Source organism: Micromonospora sp. WMMB235 (assembly GCF_001855515.1).
Classification (GTDB): Bacteria; Actinomycetota; Actinomycetes; order Mycobacteriales; family Micromonosporaceae; genus Micromonospora; species Micromonospora aurantiaca.
Window position 1 is genome coordinate 4,435,344 of the sequence record NZ_MDRX01000001.1, and the last position, 25,186, is coordinate 4,460,529.

The following is a 25,186-nucleotide window of genomic DNA, read 5'->3' on the forward strand; positions in this document are numbered from 1 at the left end:
GGTCAGCGACGCCGTGCGGCGGCCCGGGTCACGAGCGTGCCGAGGACCCGGCCGAAGTCCAGCCCGGCGGCCTGGATCGCCAGCGGGAGGAGCGACGTCTCGGTCATGCCCGGTGAGACGTTGACCTCCAGCACGTGCGGGTCGCCTCCGGCGTCGACGATCAGGTCGACCCGGGACACGTCGCGCAGCCCGAGCGCGGTGTGCGCGGCGAGCGCCACCTCGGTCACCCGGGCGGTCGTCGCGGCGTCGAGCCGGGCCGGCGCGTGCCAGGTGGTGCGCCCGGCGGTGTAGCGGGCCGCGTAGTCGTAGACGCCGTTGCGCGGCACGATCTCGACCGGGGGCAGGGCCTGCGGGCCCTTGCCGAGGTCGAGCACGGAGACCGCCACGTCCATCCCGGGGACGTAGCGCTCCACGAGCGCGGTCTGGTCGTACGCGAAACAACCCACCATCGCGGCCGGCAGCGACGCCGCCTCCCGGACCACGGCGGCGCCCAGTCCGGAACCGCCCTGCGCGGGCTTGACCATCAGCGGCAGCCCGAGGCGGTCGACGATCCGGTCCAGGACGGCCACCGCGCCCAGCTCGGAGAAACGGTCGTGCGGCAGCGCCACCCAGTCGGGTGTGGGGATACCCGCCTCGCGCAGCACCGCCTTGGCGGACGGCTTGTCCCAGGCGAGGCGGGACGACCGGGCGTCGCAGCCGACGTAGGGCACGTCCCAGAGGTCGAGTACGCCGCGCAGCGAGCCGTCCTCGCCGGTGGCGCCGTGCAGGGCGATCACCACGGCGTCCGGCGGGTCGGCGGTCAGGGCGGGCAGCAACGCCACGTCGGCGTCGCGCAGTTCCGCGTCGACGCCGACGGCCCGCAGCGCGTCGAGCACCCGGCGGCCCGACCGCAGTGAGACGTCCCGTTCGTAGGAGAGGCCGCCCGCGAGCACGAGCACGTGCAGCTCGTCGGCGGCGGATCCGGTCACGGGAGGCGGTGCGGCGGGGCTGTCGGACATGCGGGCATCATGCCAAGTCGGGACCGGGCGCGTCCGAGCCGCCCTGGCGACGGCGGGGTCCGGCGCCGCCGACCGCGCCGAAGACCTTGCGCATGGCGATCTCCTGCTCCATCACCCCGGCGAGCCGGCGGACGCCTTCGCGGATCCGCTCCGGCGTCGGGAAGGAGAAGTTGAGCCGCATGTTCCCGGTGCCGGTGCCGTCGGCGTAGAAGCCGGTCCCCGGCACGTACGCGACGCGGGCGGCCACGGCGCGCGGCATCATCGCCTTGGAGTCGAGCCCGTCGGGCAGCGTCGCCCAGACGAACAGGCCGCCCCGCGGTGTGGTCCAGGTGGTGCCCTCCGGCATCAGGTCGGCCATCGCGTCGAGCAACGCGTCCCGGCGCTCGCGGTAGACCTCGCGGTAGACCTTGAGCTGCTGCCGCCAGGGCATGGTGCCGAGGTACGTCGAGACGGCCGACTGCGCGTAGGCGCTCGGGCAGAGGATCTGTGCCTCGCTGGCGATGACCAGCTTGTCGCGGACCGCGTGCGGGGCCAGGATCCAGCCCACCCGCAGGCCCGGCGCGAACGTCTTGGAGAACGTGCTCAGGTAGAAGACCCCGTCGCGCCGCCGGGCCCGCAGGGGCCTGGGCGCCTCACCCTCGAAACCGAGCTGACCGTACGGGTCGTCCTCCACCACGAGCAGCCCGGCGCGCTCGCAGATGTCGAGCACCCGTTCGCGCCGCTCCTCGCTCAGCGTCACACCGGCGGGGTTCTGGTAGGTGGGGATGGTGTAGAGGAACTTCACCCGCCGGCCTGCTCGGGCCAGGTCGGCGATGGCCGTCTCCAGCGCCTCCGGGATGAGCCCCTCGTCGTCCATCGGCACGTGGGCCACCTGGGCCTGGGCGGCCTGGAACACCCCGAGCGCGCCGACGTACGTCGGGCCCTCGGCGAGCACCACGTCACCCGGGTCCAGGAAGAGACGAGCGACCAGGTCGAGGGCCTGCTGGCCGCCGACCGTGACCACCACGTCCTCCGGTGAGGCACCGCAGGAGGCGTCGATCCCGGACAGGGACATCACCTCGCAGATCCGCTCGCGCAGCTCCGGGGTGCCCTGGCCGATGCCGTACTGGAGGGTGGTGGCGCCGTGCTCGGAGCCGAGCCGGCCGAGCATCTCGCCGACCGCGTCCAGCGGCAGCGCCGCGATGTAGGGGGCCCCACCGGCGAGCGAGACGACCTCCGGCCGGCTGGCCACCGCGAAGAGTGCCCGGATCTCCGAGGCGGTCATTCCGCGGACGCGCCGGGCGTACCGGTCGGTGTAGTCGTCGAGCGTCGTGCCGGTCATGGACATCACCTCGATCGGGTGTCGGCGGGGCTGCCGCCCGGTGTGGTACCCGCGATGCCGACATCCATTGGCGGCGGGGGCCGGTTGGTCGATCGTAGTCCCCGGTGACGGTCGCGGCACCGGCCGTGTGGACACGTCCACATCCCGGACCCGCCGTCGGCCGTCCGGGCGAGGGCTCGCGCGTTCACTCCCGTACCGCCGGACGGGGGCGTACGATCGCTCGTCGGGAGCAGGAGGGCGCGGGACTCACCGGCGCTCCGAGCCTAGTGGTGGGGTGCGCTCATGTCGCGACGTCTGGTCAGCCTGACCCTGGACACGCTGGAGGACCTGCCTCGATCCTGCCGGAGCTGCGTCTACTGGGAGCTGGATCCGGTCTCCGCCGAGCGGGCCTGCGCGGCAGGCGACCCGGGCCTGGAGAAGGAGGCGTGGGTCTCCCAGACGCTGCTGGAGTGGGGTTCCTGCGGCAAGCTCGTCTACGTCGACGGCATGCCGGCCGGTTTCGTCATGTACGCCCCACCGGCGTACGTCCCGCGCTCGATGGCGTTTCCCACCTCACCGGTCTCGGCGGACGCGGCTCTGCTGATGACGGCGCACGTGGTTCCCGCCTTCGCCGACGGCGGCCTGGGCCGGATGCTGGTGCAGGGCGTGGCCCGCGACCTGACCAAGCGCGGCATCAAGGCGATCGAGGCGTTCGGCGACGCCAAGTTCGGCGACGACGCGGACGACCCGGCCCGCGCGTGCGTGGCACCCGCCGACTTCTTCCTCTCGGTGGGCTTCAAGACGGTCCGGCCGCACCCGCGCTACCCCCGGCTGCGGCTGGAGTTGCGGACGGCGCTGAGCTGGAAGTCGGACGTCGAGTACGCGCTGGAGAAGCTGCTCGGCTCGATGAGCCCGGAGACGCTGCTGCGGCCGGTCCGCCCGGCACCCGCCACCCGCTCGACGAGCTGAGCCGCGGGTCAGTCGACGACGGTGCCGGCGGCCACGATCGCCCGCAGTTCGCTCACGTCGATCGAGCCGGTCGGCACGTCCCGCTCGATCGGCAGGTACATCCGCTGCACGCCGGCCACGATGGCCTCGACCACCCGGTCCCGGAAGCGCGGGTCGACGAGCCGCGCCCGGTCGTCCGGTGAGGTGAGGTAGCCGACCTCGACGCGTACCGCGGGCATCCGGGTGAGCCGGAGCAGCTCCCATGCCTTGGCGTGGGTACGGCAGTCGCGCAGCCCGGTGCGGGCCACGATCTCCCGCTGCACGAGCCCGGCCAGGCGCTCGCCTGTCGCCGACGTGACGCCGTTGTCGGTGCCGTAGTGGTAGGTGGCCACACCCTCGGCCTCCGGGTTGGCGTGCCCGTCGGTGTGCAGGGAGATGAACACGTCCGCGCCGAGCGAGTTGGCGAGCTCGGCCCGGTCCGCGTCCGGCAGGCAGTCGCCGGGCGACGGACCCCGGGTGAGCTGCACCCGTACGCCGGCGGCGGCGAGCCGCCCCTCCAGCCGGCTGGCGAGGTCGTGCACGAGGTCCGCCTCGCTCCAGCGCAGCGTGCCGTCGGGCACCACCACGCCCGGGTCGGTGCCCCCGTGCCCCGGGTCGATCACCACGGTCCGCCCGATGAGCGTCGGCCCGGCCTGCCGGATGGCGTCGGACTCGCGCAGCCACTGCGGGCGCCCGCCGACCACCTTGCGGCCGAGGCGGCGCAGCGCGTTGACGGTGTGCGGCCCGCACGAGCCGTCCGGTTTCAGGCCCATCTCCCGCTGGAACTGCGCCACCGCGCGGGAGGTGCGGATGCCGTAGATGGCGTCGGCGCGGCCCACGTCGTACCCCATCTCCAGCAGGCGTTCCTGGAGCGAGCGGACGTCCTCGCCGGTCAGCGGCTCGGGTACGGCGTGGTAGAGCGCGCGGGCCCCGAACCGCCAGCGGGCCGCGTCGAGCGCCCGCCAGGTCTCGGCGCCCACCCGCCCGTCGACGCTGAGGCCGCGGGACTGCTGGAAGGCCCGTACCGCGCGTTCGGTCTGTGCGTCGTAGTCGTCTCCTCCGGCCTCGGCGGGAAGAAGTTCCAGGCTGGCGAGGACGGTACGGATCTCGGCCACCGCCGGTCCCTGGTCACCGGGTCGGATCGGACGCACGACGACCCCCTCTGCACGGACGTTGGCGGACCGGAACTCCGACGGATGCTTACGGAGCGTACCGTGGGCGATACCCGGCGGGTTCGTGTTCATGCAGGTCAGGAAAGCCGCAACCCCCGCCACCGGGCGTGGTGACGGGGGTTGCGGCGGTGCCGGTACGGCTCAGAGCGCCGACTCGATGAGCTTGACCAGCTCGCCCTTCGGCTTGGCGCCGGCGATCGACTGCACGGGCTGGCCGTTCTTGAAGATGGTCAGCGTCGGCACCGACATCACCCGGTAGGCGCGGGCCGTCTCCGGGTTCTCGTCGATGTTGAGCTTGACGATGGTGACCTGGTCCTTCATCTCGCCCGCGATCTCCTCCAGCAGCGGCGAGACCTTGCGGCAGGGGCCGCACCACTCCGCCCAGAAGTCGACCAGAACCGGCTTGTCGGACTGCAGCACGTCACTGACGAAGCTGGCGTCCGTGACCGCCTTGGTTGCTCCCACTATGAACTCTCCTCCTCCGAACCTTGCTCGTGGAACTCTCAGCCCTGAATGGTGGCGATGAACCGCTCGGCGTCCAGCGCGGCGGCGCAGCCGGTGCCGGCCGCCGTGATGGCCTGCCGGTAGGTGTGGTCGACGAGGTCACCCGCCGCGAACACGCCGGGCACGCTGGTACGGGTGCTGGGGGCCTGCACCTTCACGTACCCCTCGTCGTCCAGCTCGACCTGACCGCGGAACAGCTCGCTGCGCGGGTCGTGCCCGATCGCCACGAAGACGCCCGTGACGTCGAGCACCTTGCTCTCGCCGGTGTGCACATTGCGCACCCGTACGCCGTTGACCTTGCCGTCGTCGCCGAGGATCTCCTCGACCACGGAGTTCCACTCGACCTTGATCTTCTCGTTGCCCAGCGCCCGGTCCGCCATGATCTTGCTGGCGCGGAACGAGTCGCGGCGGTGGATGATCGTCACCGACTCGGCGAAGCGGGTGAGGAAGCTCGCCTCCTCCATCGCCGAGTCGCCGCCGCCGACCACCACGATGTGCTGGTTGCGGAAGAAGAAGCCGTCACAGGTGGCGCAGGACGACACACCGTGGCCGAGGTATTCCTGCTCACCCGGCACACCCAGCGGACGCCAGGCCGAACCGGTGGAGAGGATGACGGCGTGCGCGCGGTACGCGGTCTCGCCCACCCACACGGTGCTCACCGCGTCGGAGCCGATCTCGCCGGTGTCCTTCAGCTCGACCCGCGTCACGTCGTCGGTGAGGAACTCGGCGCCGAAGCGCTCGGCCTGCTTGCGCATGTTGTCCATCAGCTCGGGGCCGAGGATGCCGTCCGCGAAGCCGGGGAAGTTCTCCACCTCGGTGGTGGTCATCAGCGCGCCACCCGACTGCACGCCCTCGATCACCAGGGGCTTCAGGTTGGCGCGGGCGGCGTAGACCGCCGCCGTGTAGCCGGCCGGACCGGAGCCGATGATGATCAGGTTGCGGACCTCGTCCACTGCCGTCTCCCGATGTGTGTGTTCGTCACCGGTCGCACCGATGTCGATCCCGAGTGCCGACGGCTCAGGGGCGCCGGCGCCTTACTTGCAGAACGTCATCGTACGAAGCGGGGATTCCCGAGCCGGTCATCCGGTGGGTCAGGTCACGTGGCGGGACAAGCGTCGTGACCGCGTTTTCACCCTACCCGCGTCCGGAACCGCGTGTCCGCGCCGGACCCGGGTACTCCGCACTCCGGCCCGCTCACCCAGCCCCAGCGGGCGCCGCCCGCGTCCGCGAACGTCACCACGAGCGCCGGTGCGCCCTGGAACCGGGCGTAGTCGACCATGTTCACGGTGAGCGGCCCGGAACCGTGCTCGACCCCGATCGCGGTGAGGCACGCGGCGAGCGTCTCCGGGCGGGTCAGCCGGTCCACCCCGCCGAGGGCGTCGAGGCGGTACTGATCGGGGGACAGGGGCGTCTCCGCGCCGTCCTTCGCCGCGCCGGACGGACCGGCCATGTCTCCGGTGATCGACTTCGCTCCGGCGGGCGCCCGGGCGCCGGCGAGGCGTTCCGGTGTCCAGTCGGTGCCGCTGCGCACTGCCGGTCCGGTGGTCCGGTACGGCGCGCCGGCCATCGGCGCCGCCTCCCGGGCCGCCTGGTCGGCCGTACCGCTGTCGCCCGGGTCGGCCAGCCGGCCGACACCGAGCCCCACCGCGGCGACCGAGGCCGCGGCCAGGGCCACCGGCCCGGCGATGCGGGCCCAGCGCCGGGGACGACGACCGGGGCCGCTGTGCCGTTCGGGACGGGGTGCCGTGCCGGGTGGCCGGCTCGCGCCGCCGGACTGCGCCGGCACGAGCGGCGTACCGTCGCGCAGCGCGGGGCCGGCGCCGGCGAGCGCCGCGGTGATCCGGTCGGCCACCGCCTGCGGCATCTCCGGCGCGGGGGCCGCGGCCCAGCCGGCCAGGTCGGCGCCGACCAGGTCGATCGCGTCGGCGAGATTCTCGTACGCGGCACGCCACGTCGGGTCCTGCTCGACCAGCCGTGCCACTGTCGCCTGCTCGGGGGTGCCGTCCAGCGCCCCGCCGAGGTAGTCGGCGAGCAGGTCGTGGTCGACCTCGCTGAACTCCCGGGAAGTCACGGCTCCTCCTGGCTGACGGCCTGACGGGACGCTCCCGACGAGGATCCGACGCCCTCGGGGCGTCTGCGGTTCCCGGAGGTGAGCCGCGGCACGTCGGCGGCCGGTGCGTCGGTGCCGGTACGCAGGTGCCCGAGCAGCACGGCGAGGCGGGCCCGGCCTCTGGCGCACCGGCTCTTGACCGTGCCCTCGGCGACCCCGAGCATGGCGGCGACCTCGGCCACCGGGTAGCCCTGCACGTCGACCAGGACCAGCGCGGCCCGCTGTTCGGCGGGCAGTGCCGCGAGCGCCTGCCGGACCACGAGCGCGGTGTCGTGATCGTGGGCCGGCGCGGCCGGTTCCGGACCGCCGGTGTGCCGGCCCGGTTCGCCGTCGGTGTGCACGCCGTCGGGCAGCGGGACGGTGGCGTGGGTCTGCCGCCGCCGGATCCGGTCCAGGCAGGCGTTCACCACGATGCGGTGCAGCCAGGTGGTGACCGCCGAGTCGCCCCGGAACCGGGCCGCGGCACGGTGCGCCGACAGCATGGCGTCCTGGAGGGCGTCGGCGGCCTCCTCGCGGTCGCCGATCGTCCGCAGCGCGACCGCCCAGAGGCGGTCCCGGTGCCGTCGGAACAGCTCGGTGAAGGCGTCCCGGTCGCCTGCCGCGTGTGCCCGGAGCAGCTCCAGGTCGGAGCGGCCGGGCTGCGCGCCGTCGCGTTCCGCCATCACCACATCCGGCGGAGGTGGCGCGGCGGGGACGGCGGCCGGGTCACGAGCCCTGGACCACGATCTCCTGGACGCCGAGCTTCCAGCTGTTGCCGCTGTCCTTCGCCGGCAGCTTGGTGATCCAGAACAGCAGGTACTGGTACTTCTGGTCCGGCTCGAAGGCGTTGAAGATCATCTTGGTGCCGCCGTCCTCGTTCGCCGGCCCGATCAGCGTCGAGTAGGCGTTGACGAGCTGCTTGTCGCCGGAGGAGCTGGACGGGAAGTCGCCGCGGGCGCCGGTACGCAGCTCCACGGTGGCACCGGTGGCCGAGAGCGTCGCCTCCAGCTGCTTGACCGTGTGCGGGGCGCCCAGGTCGATCCAGACACCCATGCCCTTCTTGAGGCCGCCGAACTTGCCGTTGTTGCGGTAGCTGTTGGTCTCCCAGCCCTCGTCGTCGTTCCCGTCGATCACCTTCTCGGCGTTGCGCACCTCGGCGCGGTCGCCGTCCGGGTCGATGATCCGTACGTCCTGGATGGTGAGCTTGCGGACCTGCGCGGCGGGCTCGGCGCCGCCCCCGGTGGCCGGCGCGCTGTTCGACGGCTGGGCGACCGGCTCCTTGTCGCCGTCGTCGCCACCACCGAGCGCGTTGATGCCGATGAGCAGCCCGACCAGGGCGACCGCCAGCAGACCGGCGATGCCGATGGCGACCTTGCGACCGCCGGCCGCAGCCAGCGGTGAGGGTTCCTCGCCGGGCTCGGCGGTGAAACGCAGCGGACCGGCCTGCTCCAGGAACTGCTCGTCGGCGGGGATGTCGAGCCGGCTCAGCTCGGCGGCCAGCACGTCCGACGACGGCGGAGGGATCTCCGCGTCGAGCAGGTCCATGGTGAGGTCGTCGAGGTAGGCCGGCACACCGGCGCGCATCTGCCGTGGCGCGGCGATGGCGCCGCCGGCGTCCCGGACGGCGTCCGGCAGGGCGGCGCGGCCGTGCCCGGCGGTGGCGCCGTGCAGCGGGGCCTCGCCGTGCGGCCAGTGCCCGGTCAGGGCGAAGTAGAGCACCCCGCCGACCGCGCGCAGGTCGTTCTCCTGGCTGTCCGCGCCGTCGGTACGCGCGTCGGCGAGCACCACGCGGCCGTCGTCGCTGATCATGACGGTGCCGGGGTGGAGGTTGCCGTGCACCATGCCGGTGGCGTGCACGGCGGCGAGGGCGCTCGCGACGGCGTTACCGATCGCGGTGGCCCGGGCCGGGTCCAGCGGCCCGTCGGCGGCGACCATCTCGCGCAGCGACTGCCCGTCGACCCACTCGCGGACCACGTAGGCCCGGTCGTCCTCGTCGATCGCGTCGTAGACGCCGACCAGGTTGGGGTGGATGACGCGGCTCGCGGCGACCGCGGCCTGAAGCATCTCGGTGGCGGAGTCGCCACCCGGGTAGCGGAGGACCACGGCGACGGGACGGCGGAGCACCACGTCGACACCGCGCCAGACCAGCCGGCCCGCGCTGTCGTTGTTGATGTGCTCGACCAGTTCGTACCGCTCCGCGAGCAGCTCACCGACAGTGGGAGCACCGAAGGTCACGACCGCAGGAGAGGTCTCCTCCGCTTCCTGACCCTCGCCGACCTGGGTCACCCGTCCTCCCTCGGTGATCGCGTCGATCGATGGACCCGTGCTGCTGGGCATGTGGCTTCCCGCTCTGCCTTCGGTGGAACGGCCGGCGGTCTCGACACCCGCGCCGATCCCGGTCGTACCCGTCGAGAGCGACCTTACCCGGGATGCCCGGTTCTCCGACATGTCATCTTCCCGCTGTGACCGGCCGGAAGGCCAGTCGCCACGGGCCCCGGCCGGGTCGCCCGCCCACCCGGCGGGCGAGCCGGACACGCACCGTCAATCTAAAGGTTGGCGGCAACGAGGCGGCACAGGGGCGTACCGGTGCGGAGACGGGGAGGTTTTCCCCGCCCCGGCCTGCGCTCCCTCGTCCGTACGGTTGGTTGTCCACAGGCCGAGAGGCCCATTGGACGGCGGAATTCCAAGTTATCCACAGCCGTATCCCCAGCCTGGTGATCCTCGTTCACCGTCGGTCACCGAGGGGGTCAACGCCCGAGGCGCCGCCGGACCATCCCGACCACCTCGGTGATCTCGCCGATCCGCAGCACCATGGCGAGCCCGAGATAGGTCGCGCCGATCGCCGCGCCGCCGATCACCAACTGGACCGCCGCGGCGAGCCAGCTCAGGCTCGCCGGGTCGCCGGGGAGCACAGCCACCACGAGCACGCCGACGAGCGCCGCGCCGAGCGCCGCCACGACCACCCGGCCGAGCGTCCGCATGATCCCGCCCAGTCCGATCCGGCCCACCCGGGGCCGCAGCAGCATCGCCGAGATGATCGCCGCCGCCAGGTACGACACGGCGTTGCCGAGCATCATCCCGGCGGCCGCGAACGTGTTCGAGAAGAGCAGGAACAGGCCCACCTGGAGCAGGACGCGCAGCGCCACCACCGGGATGTTGATCAGAGCCGGGGTACGGGTGTCCGGCAACGCGTAGAACGCGAAGGTGAAGAGCTGGCTCACCGCGAACGGCACCAGGCCCAGCGCCGCCACGAGCAGCACCGTCGAGGTGGCCACCGCGTTGTCGCCGGTGAACGCGCCGTACCGGAACACCACCACCGAGATCGGGGCGGCCAGCACCGCGTAGCAGACCGCGATGGGCGCGAGCACCGCGGTGACCATCCGGGTGCCGCGGGACAGGTCGGCGGTGACGTCGTGGAACCGGTTCTCGGCCGCCGCCGCGCTCATCCGGGGCATCAGCGCCGTGATGATCGAGACCGCGATGATGCCGTGCGCCATCATCAGCAGCAGGAAGACGTTGTTGTAGATCAGCAGGCCGGCGTTCTCGCCGTCCCCGCCGGTGGCCCGGTTGAGCAGGTTGACCACCACGAAGAGGCCGAGCTGGTTGACCGCGACGTAGCAGAACATCCAGGCGCCGAGCCGGGCCAGCTCGCGCAGCCCCAGCTCGCGGAAGTCGAACCGTGCCTTCCACCGGAAGCCGACCTTGCGCAGCGCGGGCAGCAGGCCGATCGCCTGCACCGCCACGCCCAGCAGCGTGCCGCCGCCGACCAGCAGGATCCGGTCCCAGCCCACCTCGTCGGGCCGGAGACCGGTCGCGCCGAAGACGACGATGTACAGGCCGAACGTGCCGATCGACACGAGGTTGTTGAGGATCGGCGCCCACATCGGGGCGGCGAAGTGTCCCCGGGTGTTCAGCACCGCGGCGATCAGCGCGCTGATGCCGGTGAAGAACAGCATCGGCAGCATCAGGTACGACAGCCGGGTGACGAGCGTGGTGTACGCCGGGTCGTCGCCGCCGGCCGCGTACACGGCGGTCAGCACCGGGGCCAGCAGCACCGCGATCAGCGCGGTCGCGGCGAGCGCCAGTACCGCGAGCGTCAGCAGGCGCTGCGCGTACGCCTCGCCCCGGTCCGCGTCGATCTTGCGGCGGCGCACCAGCACCGGCACCAGGACGCTCGTCAGCACGCCGCCGAGCAGGAACTCGTACACCTGGTTGGGCAGGAACTGGGCGGTGGTGAACGCGTCGCCGACCATGGTGCCGAGCGCGGCGCCGATCATCAGGTTGCGGATGAACCCCGTACCCCGGCTGACCAGGCTGCCGACGGCCATCACCGCGCTGTTCGCCGCGGCGCTGGTCTCGGCGACCACCTCCTGCGGCGGCGCGACGGCCTCGACGCCGGGCTGGTTCAGCGGCTCGGCGGAGATGAAGGTGGCGCCGTCGTCCGGCGGCAGGCCGCCGCCGTGCGCGTTCGCGCTGCGGTAGAGCCCGCCGCTCATCTGCCAGCCTCCAGGGGGTACGTGGCGACCGGGCCCGGCCGGCCCCGCTCAACCGGAACCTTAGTCAACCCGGGCCCGTTACCCGCGCCCGGCGCGGTCGATCCACCTCCGGCCCGATAGGCTGGCGATCCCATGTCCGAAGCCTCCGCCTCCCACGCCGCCGACCGCCGCGAACTGACCGCCGCGCAGCGCAACGCCGTCGCCGAACTGCTCCGAGTCTCACCGGTCGCCGACGAGCTGGGCCGGCGCTTCGCCCGGGCCGGTCACGAACTGCACCTGGTGGGCGGATCCGTCCGCGACGCGCTGCTCGGGCGGCTCGGCAACGACCTCGACTTCTGCACCGACGCCCACCCGGACGAGACCATCAAGGTCATCCGCGGCTGGGCCGAGTCGATCTGGGAGACCGGACGCGAGTTCGGCACCATCGCCTGCCAGCGCGACGGCCTCAACCTGGAGATCACCACGTTCCGCGCGGAGGTCTACGACCAGGTCAGCCGCAACCCGGTGGTGCAGTACGGCACCAGCCTGACCGAGGACCTCAAGCGCCGCGACTTCACGGTGAACGCGATGGCGGTCAGTCTTCCGGACCACCGGTTCACCGACCCGTACGGCGGACTGGCCGATCTGGCCGCCAAGATCATTCGTACCCCGGGAACGCCGCAGGAGTCGTTCCGCGACGACCCGCTGCGGATGCTGCGCGCGGCCCGGTTCGCCGCGCAGCTCCGCTTCGCCGTCCACCCGGACGTCCGCGCGGCGATGACCGAGATGGCTGCGGACCTGGACCGGATCACCGCCGAGCGGATCCGGGACGAGTTCACCAAGCTCCTCTGCGGCGCCGACCCGATCACCGGGCTGCGCCTGCTCGTCGACACCGGGCTGGCCGAGCGCTTCCTGCCCGAGCTGACCGGGCTGAAGCTCACCATCGACGAGCACGCCCAGCACAAGGACGTCTACGAGCACACGCTCACGGTGGTCAGCAACGCCATGTCGATGGAGTCCGACGGTTGCGACTTCGTGCTGCGGATGGCCGCGCTCATGCACGACATCGGCAAGCCCGCCACCAAGGCGGTCGGCGCGGACGGCCGGGTCAGCTTCCACCACCACGAGGTGGTCGGTGCCCGGCTGACCAAGAACCGGATGAAGGCGCTGCGCTACTCCAAGGAGATCACCTCCCAGGTGGTCAAGCTGGTCGGGCTGCACCTGCGCTTCTACGGGTACGGCCGGGGCGAGTGGACCGACTCGGCGGTCCGCCGGTACGTCACCGACGCCGGTGACCTGCTGTCCCGGCTGCACAAGCTGACCCGCTCCGACTGCACCACCCGCAACCGGCGCAAGGCCGCCCAGCTCGCGGCCGACTACGACGCGCTGGAGGAGCGGATCGCCCGGATCGCCGCCGAGGAGGACCTGGCCCGGGTCCGGCCCGACCTGGACGGCAACGCGATCATGGAGCTGCTCGGCGTACCGCCGGGGCCGGTGGTCGGTCGCGCCTGGCAGTACCTCAAGGAGCTGCGGCTGGAACGCGGGCCGCTGGACCGCGACGAGGCCGAGGCGGAGCTGCTGCGCTGGGCGCGCGACGAGGGCATCACCGGCTGAGGCCGGCGCCGCGGATCTGACGACGATACGCCGGCGTGTCGACCGAACGGTTGACCCGCTTCGGTCGATGTCTCCCGCATGATGAGTCATCGGCAGCCGCCGAATCGACAGATGCGGCTGTTCTGATTCATCCGCCCGTCCGATCCGGACGGTCGCTGGACACGGGGAGACAATTCGTGACACGTCGTGGCGGCTTGCGCCGCTCCGCCCTCGTGGGGCTCGCCCTCACCAGCGCCACCTCCATCCTCTGCGCCACCGTCGCCGGGCCGGCCCTCGCCGACCCGAAGCGACCGTCGGTCCGTGGCGCCGGCACGGCCGAGGCGGTGCCCGGCCGCTACATCGTGGTCCTCAAGAAGGGCAAGACCACCCCGGCCAAGGTGAAGTCCGCCGCGTCCGCGCTGGCCGGCGAGCACGGCGGCACCGTCCGCCGGGTCTTCGGCAAGGCGCTGAACGGCTACTCGGCCACCATGGACGCCCGGCAGGCCGCGCGGCTCGCCGCCGACCCGGACGTCGAGTACGTCCAGCAGGTCCAGCGCTGGAGCACCGCCGGCACCCAGACCACCCCGCCGTGGGGTCTGGACCGCATCGACCAGCTCAAGACCCGGACCGACGGCAGGTACACCTACCCGTCGACCGGCGCCGGGGTGACCGCGTACGTGATCGACACCGGCATCGACATCGACCACCAGGACTTCGGCGGGCGCGCCCGCAACGGCTACGACGCGGTCGAGCAGGACGACGTCGCGCAGGACTGCGACGGGCACGGCACGCACGTGGCGGGCACGATCGGCGGTACGACGTACGGCGTCGCGAAGGCCGTCGACCTGGTCGCCGTCCGGGTCCTCGACTGCTCCGGCCAGGGCGACACCGAGCAGGTGATCGCCGGCATCGAGTGGGTCACCACGAACGCCACCGGGCCGTCCGTGGCGAACATGAGCCTCGGCGTCGACCGCGTCGACCAGGCGGTCAACGACGCGGTCGCCCGCTCGATCGCCTCCGGCATCACCTACGCGGTAGCGGCCGGCAACAGCATGCAGGACGCCTGCGGCTCCTCGCCGGCGAGCGTGCCCGCCGCCATCACCGTCGGGGCCACCGACCGGGTCGACATGCGCGCCTGGTTCTCCAACTACGGCCGGTGCCTGGACCTGTTCGCCCCCGGCACCGGCATCGTCTCGGCCAAGGCCGGCACCAGCGCCGGCTCGGAGTCGATGAACGGCACCTCGATGGCGTCCCCGCACGTGGCGGGCGCCGCCGCGCTGCTCCTGGAGGAGCACCCGGGCTGGTCGCCGCAGCAGGTGCGCGACTCGGTCGTGACCACCGGCATCGGCGGCGCGGTGCACGACATCATGGGCTCCACCGACCGGCTGCTGCACATCGGCTCGGCCGTGACGGCCCGCGGCTCGTACGGGCTCAAGGCCCGGGGCAACGGCCGCTACGTCACCGCGGAGAGCGCGGGGACGAAGCCGCTGATCGCCCGGGGCACCTCGATCGGCGCCTGGGAGAAGTACGACGTGGTCGACGCCGGCGGAGGCCTGTTCGGCCTGCGGGCGCGGGTCACGAACAAGTTCGTCACGGCGGAGAGCGCCGGGGCGAAGCCGCTGATCGCCCGCTCGGCCACCATCGGCGCGTGGGAGAAGTTCCAGATCGTCGACAACACCGACGGCACGATCAGCCTGAAGGCGGCGATCAACGGCAAGTACGTCACCGCGCCGAGCGCCACCTCCCCGCTGATCGCGAGCAAGACCGCGATCGGCACCGCCGAGAAGTTCGACTTCGACGCCCCGGCACCCCTCGTGAGCATCAAGTCGGTGGCCAGTGGCAAGTTCGTGACGGCGGAGAGCGCCGGGGCGAAGCCGCTGATCGCCCGCTCGGCGACCGTCGGCGCCTGGGAGAAGTACGAGCTGGTGAACGTGGGTGACGGCTACGGCACCTTCGGTCTGAAGGCCCAGATCAACGGCAAGTTCGTGACGGCGGAGAGCGCCGGGGCGAAGCCGCTGATCGCGCGGGGCGCCTCGATCGGCGCGTGGGAGGGGATGTCGTTCCTCGACTACAACGCCGACGGCTCGGTCTACCTGTACGCGAACATCAACGAGAAGGCGGTCACCGCCGGCAGCGCCGGCACCAGCCAGCTCATCGCGAGCCGGACCATCGACTGGAACAGCCCGACCCTCGGCCTGGGCGCCGGCGAGAAGTTCGTCGTCGCCGTGCTCTGACCCGTACCACCGCACGACGCCCGCCGGCTCCCGAGGGGAACCGGCGGGCGTCCGTCGTCACGGGGTGACCGTGGTGCCGTCCACTGTGGTCTTGCCGTTGTGCTGGGCGCTGCTGCCCAGCCGCGCCAGCAGCCCGGCCAGGTCGATGCCGGTCAGGTCGCTGCCGAGTTGGAGGCCCTGTGCGACGTTGCCGGCCACGGACTTGGTCAGCGACGACGCCCCGTCGGTGGAGATCACCGTCATCTTGTCGATCGCGCCGATCGGGGCGCTGGCCGCACCGACCACCTCGGGCAGCACCTTGACCAGCAGGTCCAGCACGGCCGCCTCGCCGTACGCGGCGAACGCCTCGGCCTTGCGGGCCATCGCGTCGGCCTCGGCCTGACCCTTGGCCAGGATGGCCGCGGCCTCGGCCTGGCCCTCCCGCTCGACCGCCTCGGCGATCGCGGAACGACGGCGCTGCTCGGCCTCGCCCTCCTTGGCGCCCTCGATCGCGTTAGCCTCGGCCAGCGCGGCCCGCCGGGCCCGCTCGCCCTCACCGGTGAGGCGGGCCTGCTCGGCGGAGGCCTGCGCGGCGGCGATGGTGGCCTGCCGCTGCGCGTCGGCGTTGAGCACCGCCGCGTTGCGGGCCGCCTCGGCCTCCTGCTCGACCTTGTACCGGGCCGCGTCGGCCGGCTTGCGCACCTCGGTGTCGAGCTGGCGCTGCTTCAGCTCGGCGTTGCGCTCGGCCACCTTCTGCTGCTCGGAGAGGATCGCCTGGTCCCGCTCGGCCTGCGCGAGCGGCCCGGCCGCCGCCGACTTCGCCTTCGCCGCGTCGATCTCGGCCTGGATGCCGGCCTGCTTGAGCGCCAGGTTCCGGTTCGCCTCGGCGATCGCCTCCTCGGCGAGCAGCCGCTCCTGCTCGGCCTGCTGCCGGGCCCGCGCCTCGGCGATGGCCGCGTCCTTGAGCACCCGGGCCGCCTCCGGCCGGCCCAGGTCCTGGAGGTAGGAGCCCTCGGCCGAGATGTCCTGGAGCTGGAACGTGTCGAGCACCAGGCCCTGGTTGGTCATCGAGTGCTCGGCCTCCTCGGCGACCGCGCTGGCGAACGCCGCCCGGTCCCGGATGATCTCCTCGACGGTGAGCCGCCCGACGATCGAGCGCAGCGCGCCGGCGAGCACCTCGCGGGTGAAGTTGTCGATCTCCTCCTGCTGGTTCAGGAAGCGCTGGGCGGCGGCGCGGATCGCGTCCTCGGTGCCGCCGACCTTCACGATCGCCACGCCGTGCAGCTCGGTGCGGATGCCCTGCTTGCTCACCGCGCCGCGGATGCTGACATCGATCCGGCGGCTGGACAGGTCGAGCGACTGGAGCTTCTGCACCACCGGCAGCACGAAGACCGAGGCGCCGAGCACGACCTTCTGGCCGGACATGTCGGTGGAGCGGGCTCCGTCGGCGGACTGGGTGGTGCGGCCCTTGCGGCCGGTGACGATGAACGCCTGGTTCGGCCCGGCCACCTTGATCCGGGACAACACGAAGAGAACGAGGACGACGGCGAGGAGGACCGCGCCGCCGATGGCGACGAGCAGGGGCATGGGCGTTCCCGTCTGTGTGGTGGTGTCAGTAGGTTTCGACGTGCACGCTGGTCTCGCTCAGTGCTTCGACCACGAAGATCCGGGTGCCGACCGCGATCGGCCCGTCGGCGCGGGCGTTGAGCTTCACCGGCTGGCCGGCGAGGCGTACCCGCACCTCGCCGTAGCCGCCGCTGGGGATCGGCGTCACCACCAGGCCGATCGCGCCGGCCAGGTGGTCGCGGGTGGGTGTGGCGTCCGTGCGCATGTTGCGGGCCGCGCGGCTCAGCCGCGCCGCCAGCCAGCCGGTGGGCACGGCGGCGAGCGCGCCGCCGGCCACCGCCGCCGCGATCATTCCGGGGGTACGACCCCCGAGCAGCTCGTTGACGATCGCGCCGCCGAAACCGAACGCCCCGGTGAACCCGGCGGCCGCCTCCAGCGACACCGGCCCGTCGACGTCCGGCTGGCCGAGGTGGAGCACTCCCGAGCCGAGCAGGGCGAGGGTCAGCACGCCGACACCGATCCCGCCGATGATCAGGAAGATGAGCGTCCCGGTGGCCATGACCTGCACGGTATCGACGCCGTGCAACATCGACTTCGCTCAGCGGTCGTCCAGCCCGCCCTCAGGGAACCGGCCGGGGAGAATGTCGGCGTGGGCGCGACAATGGGTGGCATGCGCTGGACCGTGCTCGACTCCCCGATCGGCGAGTTCTCCGTCGGCACCGACGACGACGCGGTGCGCGGCGCGCACTTCGGCCGGGTGGACGGGGCGTCAGGCGAACCCGGCGACGCGGTGGCCCGGCTGGCGGTGGCGGAGCTGCGGGCGTACTTCGCCGGTGAGCTGACCGAGTTCACCGTGCCGGTGTCGGCACCCCGGGGCTCCGAGTTCGAGCGCGCCGTGTGGCGGGAGATGACACGCATCCCGTACGGGGAGACGAAGACCTACGGCGAGGTGGCGAAGGCGGTCGGAGACCCCGGAGGCGCCCGGGCGGTCGGGGTGGCCTGCAACCGTAATCCGGTGCCGGTGATCGTGCCCTGTCACCGGATCGTCGGCGCGGGCGGCAAGCTGGTCGGCTTCGGTGGCGGGCTGCCGCGCAAGGTGACGCTGCTGGAGCTGGAGGCGTCAGTGGCCCTGCGGCGAGCCTGGTCCTGACGTACGCGAAGAGAAAGAAGGCCGGGTCCGCGCGGACCCGGCCTTCCTTCTTGTGCGTGTCAGCGCGTCAGCGCTCGATCTCGCCGGCGATGAACGCCTCGACGGCCGCGTGCGCGTCGTGGTCGGCGTACTGCTCCGGCGGGGACTTCATGAAGTACGAGGAGGCGGAGAGGATCGGGCCACCGATCTTCCGGTCCAGCGCGATCTTCGCGGCGCGGACGGCGTCGATGATGACACCGGCCGAGTTCGGCGAGTCCCACACCTCGAGCTTCAGCTCCGCGTTGAGCGGGGTGTCACCGAAGGAGCGGCCCTCCAGGCGGATGTACGCCCACTTGCGGTCGTCGAGCCACGGCACGTGGTCGGACGGGCCGATGTGCACGTCGCTCTTGCTCATCTCGTGCGGGATCTGGGAGGTCACCGACTGGGTCTTCGAGATCTTCTTCGAGACCAGGCGGTTGCGCTCCAGCATGTTCATGAAGTCCATGTTGCCGCCGAAGTTGAGCTGGTACGTGCGCAGCAGCTCGACCCCGCGGTCCTCGAAGAGCTTCGCCAGGGCGCGGTGCACGATGGTGGCACCGACCTGGCTCTTGATGTCGTCGCCGACGATCGGCAGGCCGGCGTCGGTGAACTTCTTCGCCCACTCCGGGTCGGAGGCGATGAAGACCGGCAGGGCGTTCACGAACGCGCAGCCGGCGTCGATCGCGGCCTGGGCGTAGAACTTGTCGGCCTCCTCGGAGCCCACCGGGAGGTAGGAGACGACCACGTCGACCTGCGCGTCGCGCAGCGCCTGCGCCACGTCGACCGGCTTGGCGTCCGACTCCTCGACGATCTCGCGGTAGTACTGGCCGAGACCGTCGAAGGTCGGGCCGCGCTGCACGGTGACGCCGGTCGGCGGCACGTCGCACAGCTTGATCGTGTTGTTCTCGCTGGCGACGATCGCCTCCGCGAGGTCCATGCCCACCTTCTTGGCGTCCACGTCGAACGCCGCGACGAACTTCACGTCCGAGACGTGGTAGTCGCCGAAGGTGACGTGCATGAGACCCGGGACGCGGTCGTTCGGGTCGGCGTTCCGGTAGTACTCCACGCCCTGTACGAGGGACGAGGCGCAGTTACCCACACCGACGATGGCGACGCGGACGGAGCCCATAGCGTCTGCCTCCTTCTTCTTCATCACGGCCGCTCTTTCCTGGACGTTCCAGGCGTGGGCGGGCTGTCGTTGTCTCCTCGGCCACCGGCCGTCCCGGGTCGCGGGTCGGCGGGGGCCCGGCCGGAGCGCTCGTTGGCGATGAGCTCCTCCAGCCAGCGGACCTCGCGCTCACAGGCGTCGAGCCCGTGGCGCTGCAGTTCCAGGGTGTACGCGTCGAGGCGCTCGGCTGCCCGGCCGAGCACGTCACGAAGACCTTCGCGACGTTCCTCGATCTTGCGGCGACGACCTTCCAGGATCCGGAGCCGGGTGGCCTGGTCGGTCCGGGCGAAGAACGCGAAGTGCACGCCGAAGCCCGTGTCGTCGTACGTCTCGGGTCCAGCCTGCGCTATGAGCTGGGCGAAGCGTTCCTTGCCCTCCGCGGTAATGGTGTAGACCACCCGACCGCGTCGGCTGGTCAGCGCGGGAACCTCCTCGGCGGTCGCGGGTGTCTCGGCGGCTTCGGCGATCCATCCCGCCGCCTGCAGCCGACGCAGGGTCGGGTAGAGCGAGCCGTAGCTGATCGCCGCCCGGATGGCACCGAGCTTGGCGGTCAGCTCCTTGCGCAGCTCGTAGCCGTGCATCGACGCCTCCTGCAGGAGGCCGAGGATGGCGAGCTCGAGCACGGGCCATCCCCTCTTTCCCCCTGCGCGGAGCGCTAACCACCGCGATGTATCGAACCGATACATCGCACGTTAGCGGAGAGGTGAGGATGGGGCAAACCCCTGCTTACGCGACGCGATCATCACGCATCGTGACCATGGTCGCCTGGGTTCGCGGGAGCGCGTACCCTTTGCCGCATGCGTACGCAGCGCCAGGTCGTCGACTACTCGCTTCAGAAGCGAGCTGTGCTGCGTGAACTGCTCGCCGGGCGGATCGGCACGTACGACGTCTGCGACGCCTCGCCGTACCTGAAGAACGCTGCTCGCTTCCACGGCGAGCCGACCGACCACCGCTGCCCGATCTGCCGCAGCGAGAACCTGATCCACGTCCACTACATTTACGGTGACGAACTCAAGCAGTCGGCCGGCCAGGCGCGTACCCGGGCCGAGTTGCCCGTCCTGGCCATGACGCTGCGTGAGTTCCAGGTGTTCGTGGTGGAGGTCTGCCCCGGCTGCGACTGGAACCATCTCGTCGAGCAGTTCCTGCTCGGCCGGGACGGTCTCGCTGGCGAGGCGGAGGACGCGGACGAGTCGGTCGCGGCCAACGGCTCCACCCCTCGGCGAAGGCGAGAGGCGCAACGGTGAACGCGGCTGTCCCGATCGCTGCCGGCCCATTCCCCGGGCGGCAGGATCGACAGCCTTTACGCGTAATTGGTCCGAATAGATCGGATTTGACGGGCGATCGCTGGCACGGCCGGCGGGTAACGTCCCGTGTTCCAGCTCACGGCAACCCGGTGGCGGCGCCCCCGCGCCCCACCGCGACCGGCAGGGTGTGAGGAATGAACTACGGCGATCCCAGTTCTTCGCGCGGGCGGGCCCAGATCCCGGGCCCGAACGGCGACCCCGGTTCCGAAGGGAGCCGGGGCGGGAACGGTTGGTCCGGCGCGGCTGAGGGCGGCGCCTCGGCGCGCGCCTCCGCGACACCGTACGGCGCGGGCGGCCGGGCCTCGGTCGGTGGCGCTCCGGCGCCGCGCGGGGCGGCAGGCTCGGCCTCGGTCGGCCGGGCCGGCGCGGGCGGCCGGGCCTCGGTGCCCGTCTCGCCGGCACCCGGCGTCTCCGGACGCGCGGGCGCCGGCCGGGCGTCGGTGCCCGTCTCCCCGGCCGCTCCGGCCGGACGCGCCTCGGTGGGCGCGGCGAGCGTCGGCGCGGCCGGCGTCGGCGGGCGTGCGAGCGTGGGCGGACGCGCGAGCGTCGGCGCGGCGGCCGTCGGTGGCCGCGCCCGGGTGCCCGGCGCCGCCGGCGGCGGCCCCGGTGGTCCCGGCGGTCCGGCAGGCCCTGGCCGGCGTGGCCGCGGCGAGGACCCGGCGCGGGCGAAGAAGCGCCGCCGGATCAACATCCTGATCGCCGGCTTCGCCGTGTTCATCATGCTCGCCGGCATCGGTGTGGTGAGCTTCACCTGGTACTCCACCAAGGTGGTGCTCCCGGAGGACACCATCCCGCCGCTGTCCACCACCATCTACGACTCGAGCGGCCAGGCGATCGCCCGGATCGGCGACCAGAACCGCCAGCTGGTCACCATCGACCAGATTCCGGAGCACGTCCAGCACGCGGTCGCCGCGGCGGAGGACCGGAACTTCTACAAGCACTCCGGTGTGGACTACAAGGGCATCGCCCGGGCCGCGTGGAACAACCTCACCGGCGGCGACAAGCAGGGCGCCTCGACCATCACCCAGCAGTACGCGCGCAACGCGTTCGAGAACCTGAACCAGGACACGTACGGCCGCAAGGTGAAGGAGGCGATCCTCGCCTCCAAGCTGAACGACAAGTACGACAAGCGCGTGATCATGCAGCACTACCTGAACGTCATCTACTTCGGCCGTGGCGCGTACGGCATCCAGGCGGCGGCGCGGACCTACTTCGGCAAGGACGTCAAGAGCCTGACCGTGGCCGAGGCCGCGGTGCTTGCCGCACTGATCAAACAGCCGGAGCCGAGCGCGACCCACCAGGGCTACGACCCGGCGATCAACCCGACCGCCGCACTGGACCGGTGGAACTACGTGATCAACGGCATGATCACGGAGAAGTGGCTGGACGCGCCGAACACGCCGCAGCACCCCACCGAGTACCCGAAGAACATCGCGAAGCCGTCGAAGAACAGCGGCGGCGGCTTCGGCATCGACACCCCGTACGGCAACATCGTCAACTACGTCTCGCAGGAGATCCGCGAGATGAACCTCTGCACCGACAACGAGGCCGAGGCGACCGAGAAGAAGCCGCTCTGCGCCAAGGCGCTGAGCCGGGGTGGTTACAAGATCACCACCACGATCAACCGGAAGATGCAGGAGGCGGCGCTCGCCGCGGCCCAGCGGGCCAAGAAGGGCTCCGAACTCGCCGGCCAGCCGCCGAACCTGATGGCCGCCGTGGTGGCGATCGACCCGAAGACCGGGCGGGTGCTCGCCTACTACGGCGGCGACAACGGCACCGGCACCGACTACGCCGGGAAGAACGTCGACAACGGCGTGGTCAGCGGCGGTCACTCGCCGGGCTCAAGCTTCAAGATCTACACGCTCGCCGCCGCCCTGAAGGAAGGCATCTCGCTCAAGTCCCGGTGGAAGGGATCGGCGTTCACGCCGAAGGGCACCAAGTTCAAGGTCAGCAACGCCGGCGCGGACAAGGTCTCCTGCGGTGACTCCTGCACGCTCGAACTGTCGACGCTGAAGTCGCTGAACGTGCCGTTCTACTACATCACCGAGAAGATCGGCCCGGACAAGGTGCTCGACATGGCCAAGCAGGCCGGCGTCACCACCATGTGGCAGACCGACACCAACCCGGCCAAGGCGCACGACCTGACCAAGGCCGACCCGAAGGACCTGGCTCCGTCGCCGTTCTTCCACGTCCTCGGCTACGGCCAGTACCCGATCACGGTGCTCGACCACGCCAACGGCGTCGCCACGTTCGCCAACCAGGGCGTCTACCACAAGGCGCACTTCGTGAAGCTGGTGCAGAAGCAGAACCCGGACACCGGCAAGTGGGACACGGTCGGCGGGGAGAAGCTCAAGGGGCAGCAGCGGATCGACAAGGACATCGTCGCCGACGTGACGTCCGTGCTGAAGCAGTACCCGGGCCAGATCAACAAGAAGCTCGAGGAGGGCCGGCAGGTCGCCGAGAAGACCGGCACCTGGGAACTCGGTGACAAGACCACCCGCAACGGCGATGCCTGGATGATCGGCTACACGCCGCAGCTCGCCACCGCCGTCTGGGTCGGAAACGTCAAGGACCGCAAGGCGATCAAGTACAAGGACGGCCGGGACATCAGCGGCGCCCGGATGCCGGGTGACATCTTCCAGCGCTTCATGAACGACGCTCTCAAGGGCAAGGACAAGGAAGAGTTCCCGCCCGCCGCGAACGTCGGCGACGACGAGGCCGGCAACGGCGAGGTGCCGCCGCCGACGAACGAGCCCGGCCAGCCGGGCGGCCCGAACTGCGACCCGCTGGGTCTGTTCTGCCCCGGCGGCACGCCCGGTGGCGGCAACCCCGGCGGCGGCGACCAGGGTGGCAACAACCCCGGCGGGGGTGGGCTCCCCGGAGGCGGCGGACGCCCCGGTGGTGGCGGTGGCGGCGGTGGGCTGCTGCCGAGCACACCACCGACACGGCAGAACTGACGCGTACCACCTGACGGCGGCGGCCGGACCCGAGCGGTCCGGCCGCCGCCGCGTTTCGCGTACCGGAATTTCTCCGCGCGCGACGGGACGGCGACCCCCGGTGTACGGCAGGATGCCTCTCCATGAGCACCCAGTCGCCCGCAGGCATCGATGAGCCCGGCGCGTCCGAGGCGGCGCCACGATCCGCAGAGACGGTGGACCACCCGTCCCGCTCGGACTGGTTCGTCCGGGGCGCCTCCGGTCTGATCGGCGGGCCGCTCGGCGACCACGCCGCCGCCCTGGACCGGCCCGCCGGCCGGGAGAGCCGGTTCTGGACCGCCGGCCGGATCGTGCTGGCGCTGGTGTGCCTGACGCTGGCCCTGCACTGGGTGCAGAAGTCGCCCTGCCAGGACGGCGCCTGGCAGAACAACGTCCAGTACACCCGGATGTGCTACACCGACGTGCTGGCGCTCTACTACGCCGAAGGGCTCAACGAGGGCAAGGTGCCCTACGCCGACCACCCGGTGGAGTACCCGGTGCTGACCGGGTACTTCATGGGCGCGCTCGGCCTGCCGGTGCACGCCCTCGGCGCCGACAACCCCGCCATCAACCAGGGCCAGTGGTTCTACAACCTGAACGCGCTGGTGCTCGGCGCGCTCGCGGTCGCCACCGTCGCCGTGATCCTCAGCCTGCGCCGACGACGACCCTGGGACGCCGCGTTGTTCGCGCTCTCCCCGGCGCTGGTGCTCACCGCCACCGTCAACTGGGATCTGCTCGCCATCGGCCTGGCCGCGTTCGGCCTGCTGGCCTGGGCGCGCGCCCGGCCCGACCGGTACGCGCTGCTGCTGCCCGGAGTAGCAGGCGTCCTCATCGGACTGGGCGGCGCGGCCAAGATGTGGCCGCTGTTCATCCTCGGCCCGATCCTGGTCCTCGCGTTGCGCGCCGGGAAAATGCTGGCCGGGCTCGTCGCCACGGCGACCGCGCTGGTGACGCTCGTGGCCGTGAACCTGCCGGTGGCGATCCCGTACCGGGAGAACTGGGAACGCTTCTTCGACCTGAACACCACGCGCCCCATCGACTGGGGCACGCTCTGGTACATCGGCCGCTACCTGGACGGCCGGATCAGCCCGTCCTCACCCGGCCAGCTCGGGCCCTTCGAGTGGCTCAACGCGAACATCCCCACCCTCAACTGGCTGTCGTACCTGCTCTTCGGCCTGGCCTGCCTCGGCGTGGCCGGGCTGGCGCTGCTGGCGCCGCGCCGCCCCCGGCTGGCCCAGCTCGCCTTCCTGGTGGTCGCCGCGTTCCTCATCTTCAGCAAGGTGTGGTCCCAGCAGTTCGTGCTCTGGCTGCTGCCGCTCGCGGTGCTCGCCCGGCCGCGCTGGGGCGCGTTCCTGGCCTGGCAGGTCGCCGAGGTCGGCTACTTCGCCGCGTTCTACGGCGAACTGCTCGGCACGGCCATGTCCCGGCCGGTCTTCCCCGAGGGCGTCTTCGTGCTGGCGTCGAGCCTGCGCCTGATCACCGTGGCGGTGCTCTGCGGATTCGTCATCCGGGACATCATGCGGCCCGAACTGGACGTCGTCCGGCACACCTACGCCGACGACCCGGACGGCGGGGTGCTCGACGGCGCGCCCGACGCGCCCTGGCATCAGCGCTGGCGGGCGCGCGCCGCCGAACGGCCCGCCGAACCCGTTCCGGTGTGACCGAGACGGTCGT

General features: G+C 71.8%; 20 protein-coding genes. 7 read left to right on the forward strand and 13 right to left on the reverse strand.

Annotation, left to right across the window (positions count from 1 at the left end; genetic code table 11):
* Window positions 1–2 precede the first annotated feature (2 nt).
* Together BFV98_RS19475 and BFV98_RS19480 are read right to left on the reverse strand one after the other, a co-directional pair.
* Complete coding sequence (locus BFV98_RS19475; protein ID WP_013477531.1) at window positions 3–998, reverse strand: D-alanine--D-alanine ligase; 996 nt, start codon at window positions 996–998, stop codon at window positions 3–5.
* A gap of 7 nt (window positions 999–1,005) precedes the next feature.
* Window positions 1,006–2,319, reverse strand: coding sequence for a PLP-dependent aminotransferase family protein (locus BFV98_RS19480; RefSeq protein WP_013477530.1), 1,314 nt, complete (start codon window positions 2,317–2,319; stop codon window positions 1,006–1,008).
* A 282-nt stretch (window positions 2,320–2,601) separates the two neighbouring features.
* Between BFV98_RS19480 and BFV98_RS19485 the strand changes: the two genes are divergently transcribed.
* Window positions 2,602–3,267: a hypothetical protein gene (locus BFV98_RS19485; protein WP_013289377.1), complete on the forward strand. Its 666-nt coding sequence runs from the start codon at window positions 2,602–2,604 to the stop codon at window positions 3,265–3,267.
* 8 nt (window positions 3,268–3,275) lie between these two features.
* Here BFV98_RS19485 and BFV98_RS19490 read toward each other — a convergent pair whose 3' ends face one another.
* The 7 genes from BFV98_RS19490 to murJ all read right to left on the reverse strand — a co-directional run bounded on the left by BFV98_RS19490 (window position 3,276) and on the right by murJ (window position 11,546).
* Complete coding sequence (locus BFV98_RS19490) at window positions 3,276–4,436, reverse strand: N-acetylmuramoyl-L-alanine amidase (RefSeq protein WP_071098942.1); 1,161 nt, start codon at window positions 4,434–4,436, stop codon at window positions 3,276–3,278.
* Between the two features lie 162 nt (window positions 4,437–4,598).
* Window positions 4,599–4,922 carry a thioredoxin gene (gene trxA, locus BFV98_RS19495; protein ID WP_013289375.1) on the reverse strand — a complete coding sequence of 108 codons (324 nt, stop codon included), beginning with the start codon at window positions 4,920–4,922 and terminating at the stop codon, window positions 4,599–4,601.
* Between the two features lie 38 nt (window positions 4,923–4,960).
* Complete coding sequence (gene trxB / locus BFV98_RS19500; protein ID WP_030269547.1) at window positions 4,961–5,914, reverse strand: thioredoxin-disulfide reductase; 954 nt, start codon at window positions 5,912–5,914, stop codon at window positions 4,961–4,963.
* Between the two features lie 176 nt (window positions 5,915–6,090).
* The gene (locus BFV98_RS19505; RefSeq protein WP_071097344.1) at window positions 6,091–7,032 is read right to left on the reverse strand and encodes a hypothetical protein; all 942 of its coding nucleotides are present in this window, start codon (window positions 7,030–7,032) and stop codon (window positions 6,091–6,093) included.
* On the reverse strand, window positions 7,029–7,733 hold the full coding sequence (sigM, locus tag BFV98_RS19510) for an RNA polymerase sigma factor SigM (protein WP_030269539.1): 705 nt from the start codon (window positions 7,731–7,733) through the stop codon (window positions 7,029–7,031). Before sigM ends, BFV98_RS19505 begins: the two co-directional genes overlap by 4 nt.
* Before the next feature lie 43 nt (window positions 7,734–7,776).
* The gene (locus tag BFV98_RS19515; protein WP_041784380.1) at window positions 7,777–9,387 is read right to left on the reverse strand and encodes a protein kinase family protein; all 1,611 of its coding nucleotides are present in this window, start codon (window positions 9,385–9,387) and stop codon (window positions 7,777–7,779) included.
* 410 nt (window positions 9,388–9,797) lie between these two features.
* Window positions 9,798–11,546: a murein biosynthesis integral membrane protein MurJ gene (gene murJ, locus BFV98_RS19520; protein WP_071097346.1), complete on the reverse strand. Its 1,749-nt coding sequence runs from the start codon at window positions 11,544–11,546 to the stop codon at window positions 9,798–9,800.
* A 132-nt stretch (window positions 11,547–11,678) separates the two neighbouring features.
* Here murJ and BFV98_RS19525 point away from each other — a divergent pair, with 132 nt between their 5' ends.
* Window positions 11,679–13,139: a CCA tRNA nucleotidyltransferase gene (locus BFV98_RS19525; protein WP_047892729.1), complete on the forward strand. Its 1,461-nt coding sequence runs from the start codon at window positions 11,679–11,681 to the stop codon at window positions 13,137–13,139.
* 176 nt (window positions 13,140–13,315) lie between these two features.
* Window positions 13,316–15,352, forward strand: coding sequence for a S8 family serine peptidase (locus BFV98_RS19530; RefSeq protein WP_071097348.1), 2,037 nt, complete (start codon window positions 13,316–13,318; stop codon window positions 15,350–15,352).
* 57 nt (window positions 15,353–15,409) lie between these two features.
* On the opposite strand, the gene BFV98_RS19535 is transcribed toward BFV98_RS19530, so the two are convergent.
* On the reverse strand, window positions 15,410–16,918 hold the full coding sequence (locus tag BFV98_RS19535) for a flotillin family protein (RefSeq protein ID WP_013289367.1): 1,509 nt from the start codon (window positions 16,916–16,918) through the stop codon (window positions 15,410–15,412).
* Window positions 16,919–16,943: 25 nt separating this feature from the next.
* Window positions 16,944–17,486: an NfeD family protein gene (locus BFV98_RS19540; RefSeq protein WP_013289366.1), complete on the reverse strand. Its 543-nt coding sequence runs from the start codon at window positions 17,484–17,486 to the stop codon at window positions 16,944–16,946.
* An 81-nt stretch (window positions 17,487–17,567) separates the two neighbouring features.
* On the opposite strand from BFV98_RS19540, the gene BFV98_RS19545 reads away from it, so the two are divergent.
* On the forward strand, window positions 17,568–18,047 hold the full coding sequence (locus BFV98_RS19545) for a methylated-DNA--[protein]-cysteine S-methyltransferase (protein ID WP_030269532.1): 480 nt from the start codon (window positions 17,568–17,570) through the stop codon (window positions 18,045–18,047).
* A gap of 67 nt (window positions 18,048–18,114) precedes the next feature.
* On the opposite strand, the gene BFV98_RS19550 is transcribed toward BFV98_RS19545, so the two are convergent.
* Window positions 18,115–19,194, reverse strand: a complete 1,080-nt coding sequence (locus BFV98_RS19550) for an inositol-3-phosphate synthase (RefSeq protein WP_013289364.1) — start codon at window positions 19,192–19,194, stop codon at window positions 18,115–18,117.
* 23 nt (window positions 19,195–19,217) lie between these two features.
* Window positions 19,218–19,856, reverse strand: coding sequence for a PadR family transcriptional regulator (locus BFV98_RS19555; RefSeq protein ID WP_013289363.1), 639 nt, complete (start codon window positions 19,854–19,856; stop codon window positions 19,218–19,220).
* 174 nt (window positions 19,857–20,030) lie between these two features.
* Between BFV98_RS19555 and BFV98_RS19560 the strand changes: the two genes are divergently transcribed.
* From BFV98_RS19560 to BFV98_RS19570, 3 genes are all read left to right on the forward strand, one after another.
* Window positions 20,031–20,477: a DUF5318 domain-containing protein gene (locus BFV98_RS19560; RefSeq protein WP_013289362.1), complete on the forward strand. Its 447-nt coding sequence runs from the start codon at window positions 20,031–20,033 to the stop codon at window positions 20,475–20,477.
* Window positions 20,478–20,671: 194 nt separating this feature from the next.
* Complete coding sequence (locus BFV98_RS19565) at window positions 20,672–23,494, forward strand: transglycosylase domain-containing protein (RefSeq protein ID WP_013289361.1); 2,823 nt, start codon at window positions 20,672–20,674, stop codon at window positions 23,492–23,494.
* Window positions 23,495–23,616: 122 nt separating this feature from the next.
* On the forward strand, window positions 23,617–25,173 hold the full coding sequence (locus BFV98_RS19570) for a glycosyltransferase family 87 protein (RefSeq protein WP_071097350.1): 1,557 nt from the start codon (window positions 23,617–23,619) through the stop codon (window positions 25,171–25,173).
* Window positions 25,174–25,186 lie beyond the last annotated feature (13 nt).

Excerpts from the sequence above, each read along its gene's own strand:
- BFV98_RS19475 (WP_013477531.1), bottom strand. The coding sequence starts at position 998 with ATGTCCGACAGCCCCGCCGCACCGCCTCCCGTGACCGGATCCGCCGCC.
- BFV98_RS19480 (WP_013477530.1), bottom strand. The coding sequence starts at position 2,319 with ATGACCGGCACGACGCTCGACGACTACACCGACCGGTACGCCCGGCGC.
- BFV98_RS19485 (WP_013289377.1), top strand. The coding sequence starts at position 2,602 with ATGTCGCGACGTCTGGTCAGCCTGACCCTGGACACGCTGGAGGACCTG.
- sigM (WP_030269539.1), bottom strand. The coding sequence starts at position 7,733 with ATGGCGGAACGCGACGGCGCGCAGCCCGGCCGCTCCGACCTGGAGCTG.
- BFV98_RS19515 (WP_041784380.1), bottom strand. The coding sequence starts at position 9,387 with ATGCCCAGCAGCACGGGTCCATCGATCGACGCGATCACCGAGGGAGGA.
- murJ (WP_071097346.1), bottom strand. The coding sequence starts at position 11,546 with ATGAGCGGCGGGCTCTACCGCAGCGCGAACGCGCACGGCGGCGGCCTG.
- BFV98_RS19525 (WP_047892729.1), top strand. The coding sequence starts at position 11,679 with ATGTCCGAAGCCTCCGCCTCCCACGCCGCCGACCGCCGCGAACTGACC.
- BFV98_RS19535 (WP_013289367.1), bottom strand. The coding sequence starts at position 16,918 with ATGCCCCTGCTCGTCGCCATCGGCGGCGCGGTCCTCCTCGCCGTCGTC.
- BFV98_RS19540 (WP_013289366.1), bottom strand. The coding sequence starts at position 17,486 with ATGTTGCACGGCGTCGATACCGTGCAGGTCATGGCCACCGGGACGCTC.
- BFV98_RS19545 (WP_030269532.1), top strand. The coding sequence starts at position 17,568 with ATGCGCTGGACCGTGCTCGACTCCCCGATCGGCGAGTTCTCCGTCGGC.
- BFV98_RS19550 (WP_013289364.1), bottom strand. The coding sequence starts at position 19,194 with ATGGGCTCCGTCCGCGTCGCCATCGTCGGTGTGGGTAACTGCGCCTCG.
- BFV98_RS19560 (WP_013289362.1), top strand. The coding sequence starts at position 20,031 with ATGCGTACGCAGCGCCAGGTCGTCGACTACTCGCTTCAGAAGCGAGCT.
- BFV98_RS19565 (WP_013289361.1), top strand. The coding sequence starts at position 20,672 with ATGAACTACGGCGATCCCAGTTCTTCGCGCGGGCGGGCCCAGATCCCG.
- BFV98_RS19570 (WP_071097350.1), top strand. The coding sequence starts at position 23,617 with ATGAGCACCCAGTCGCCCGCAGGCATCGATGAGCCCGGCGCGTCCGAG.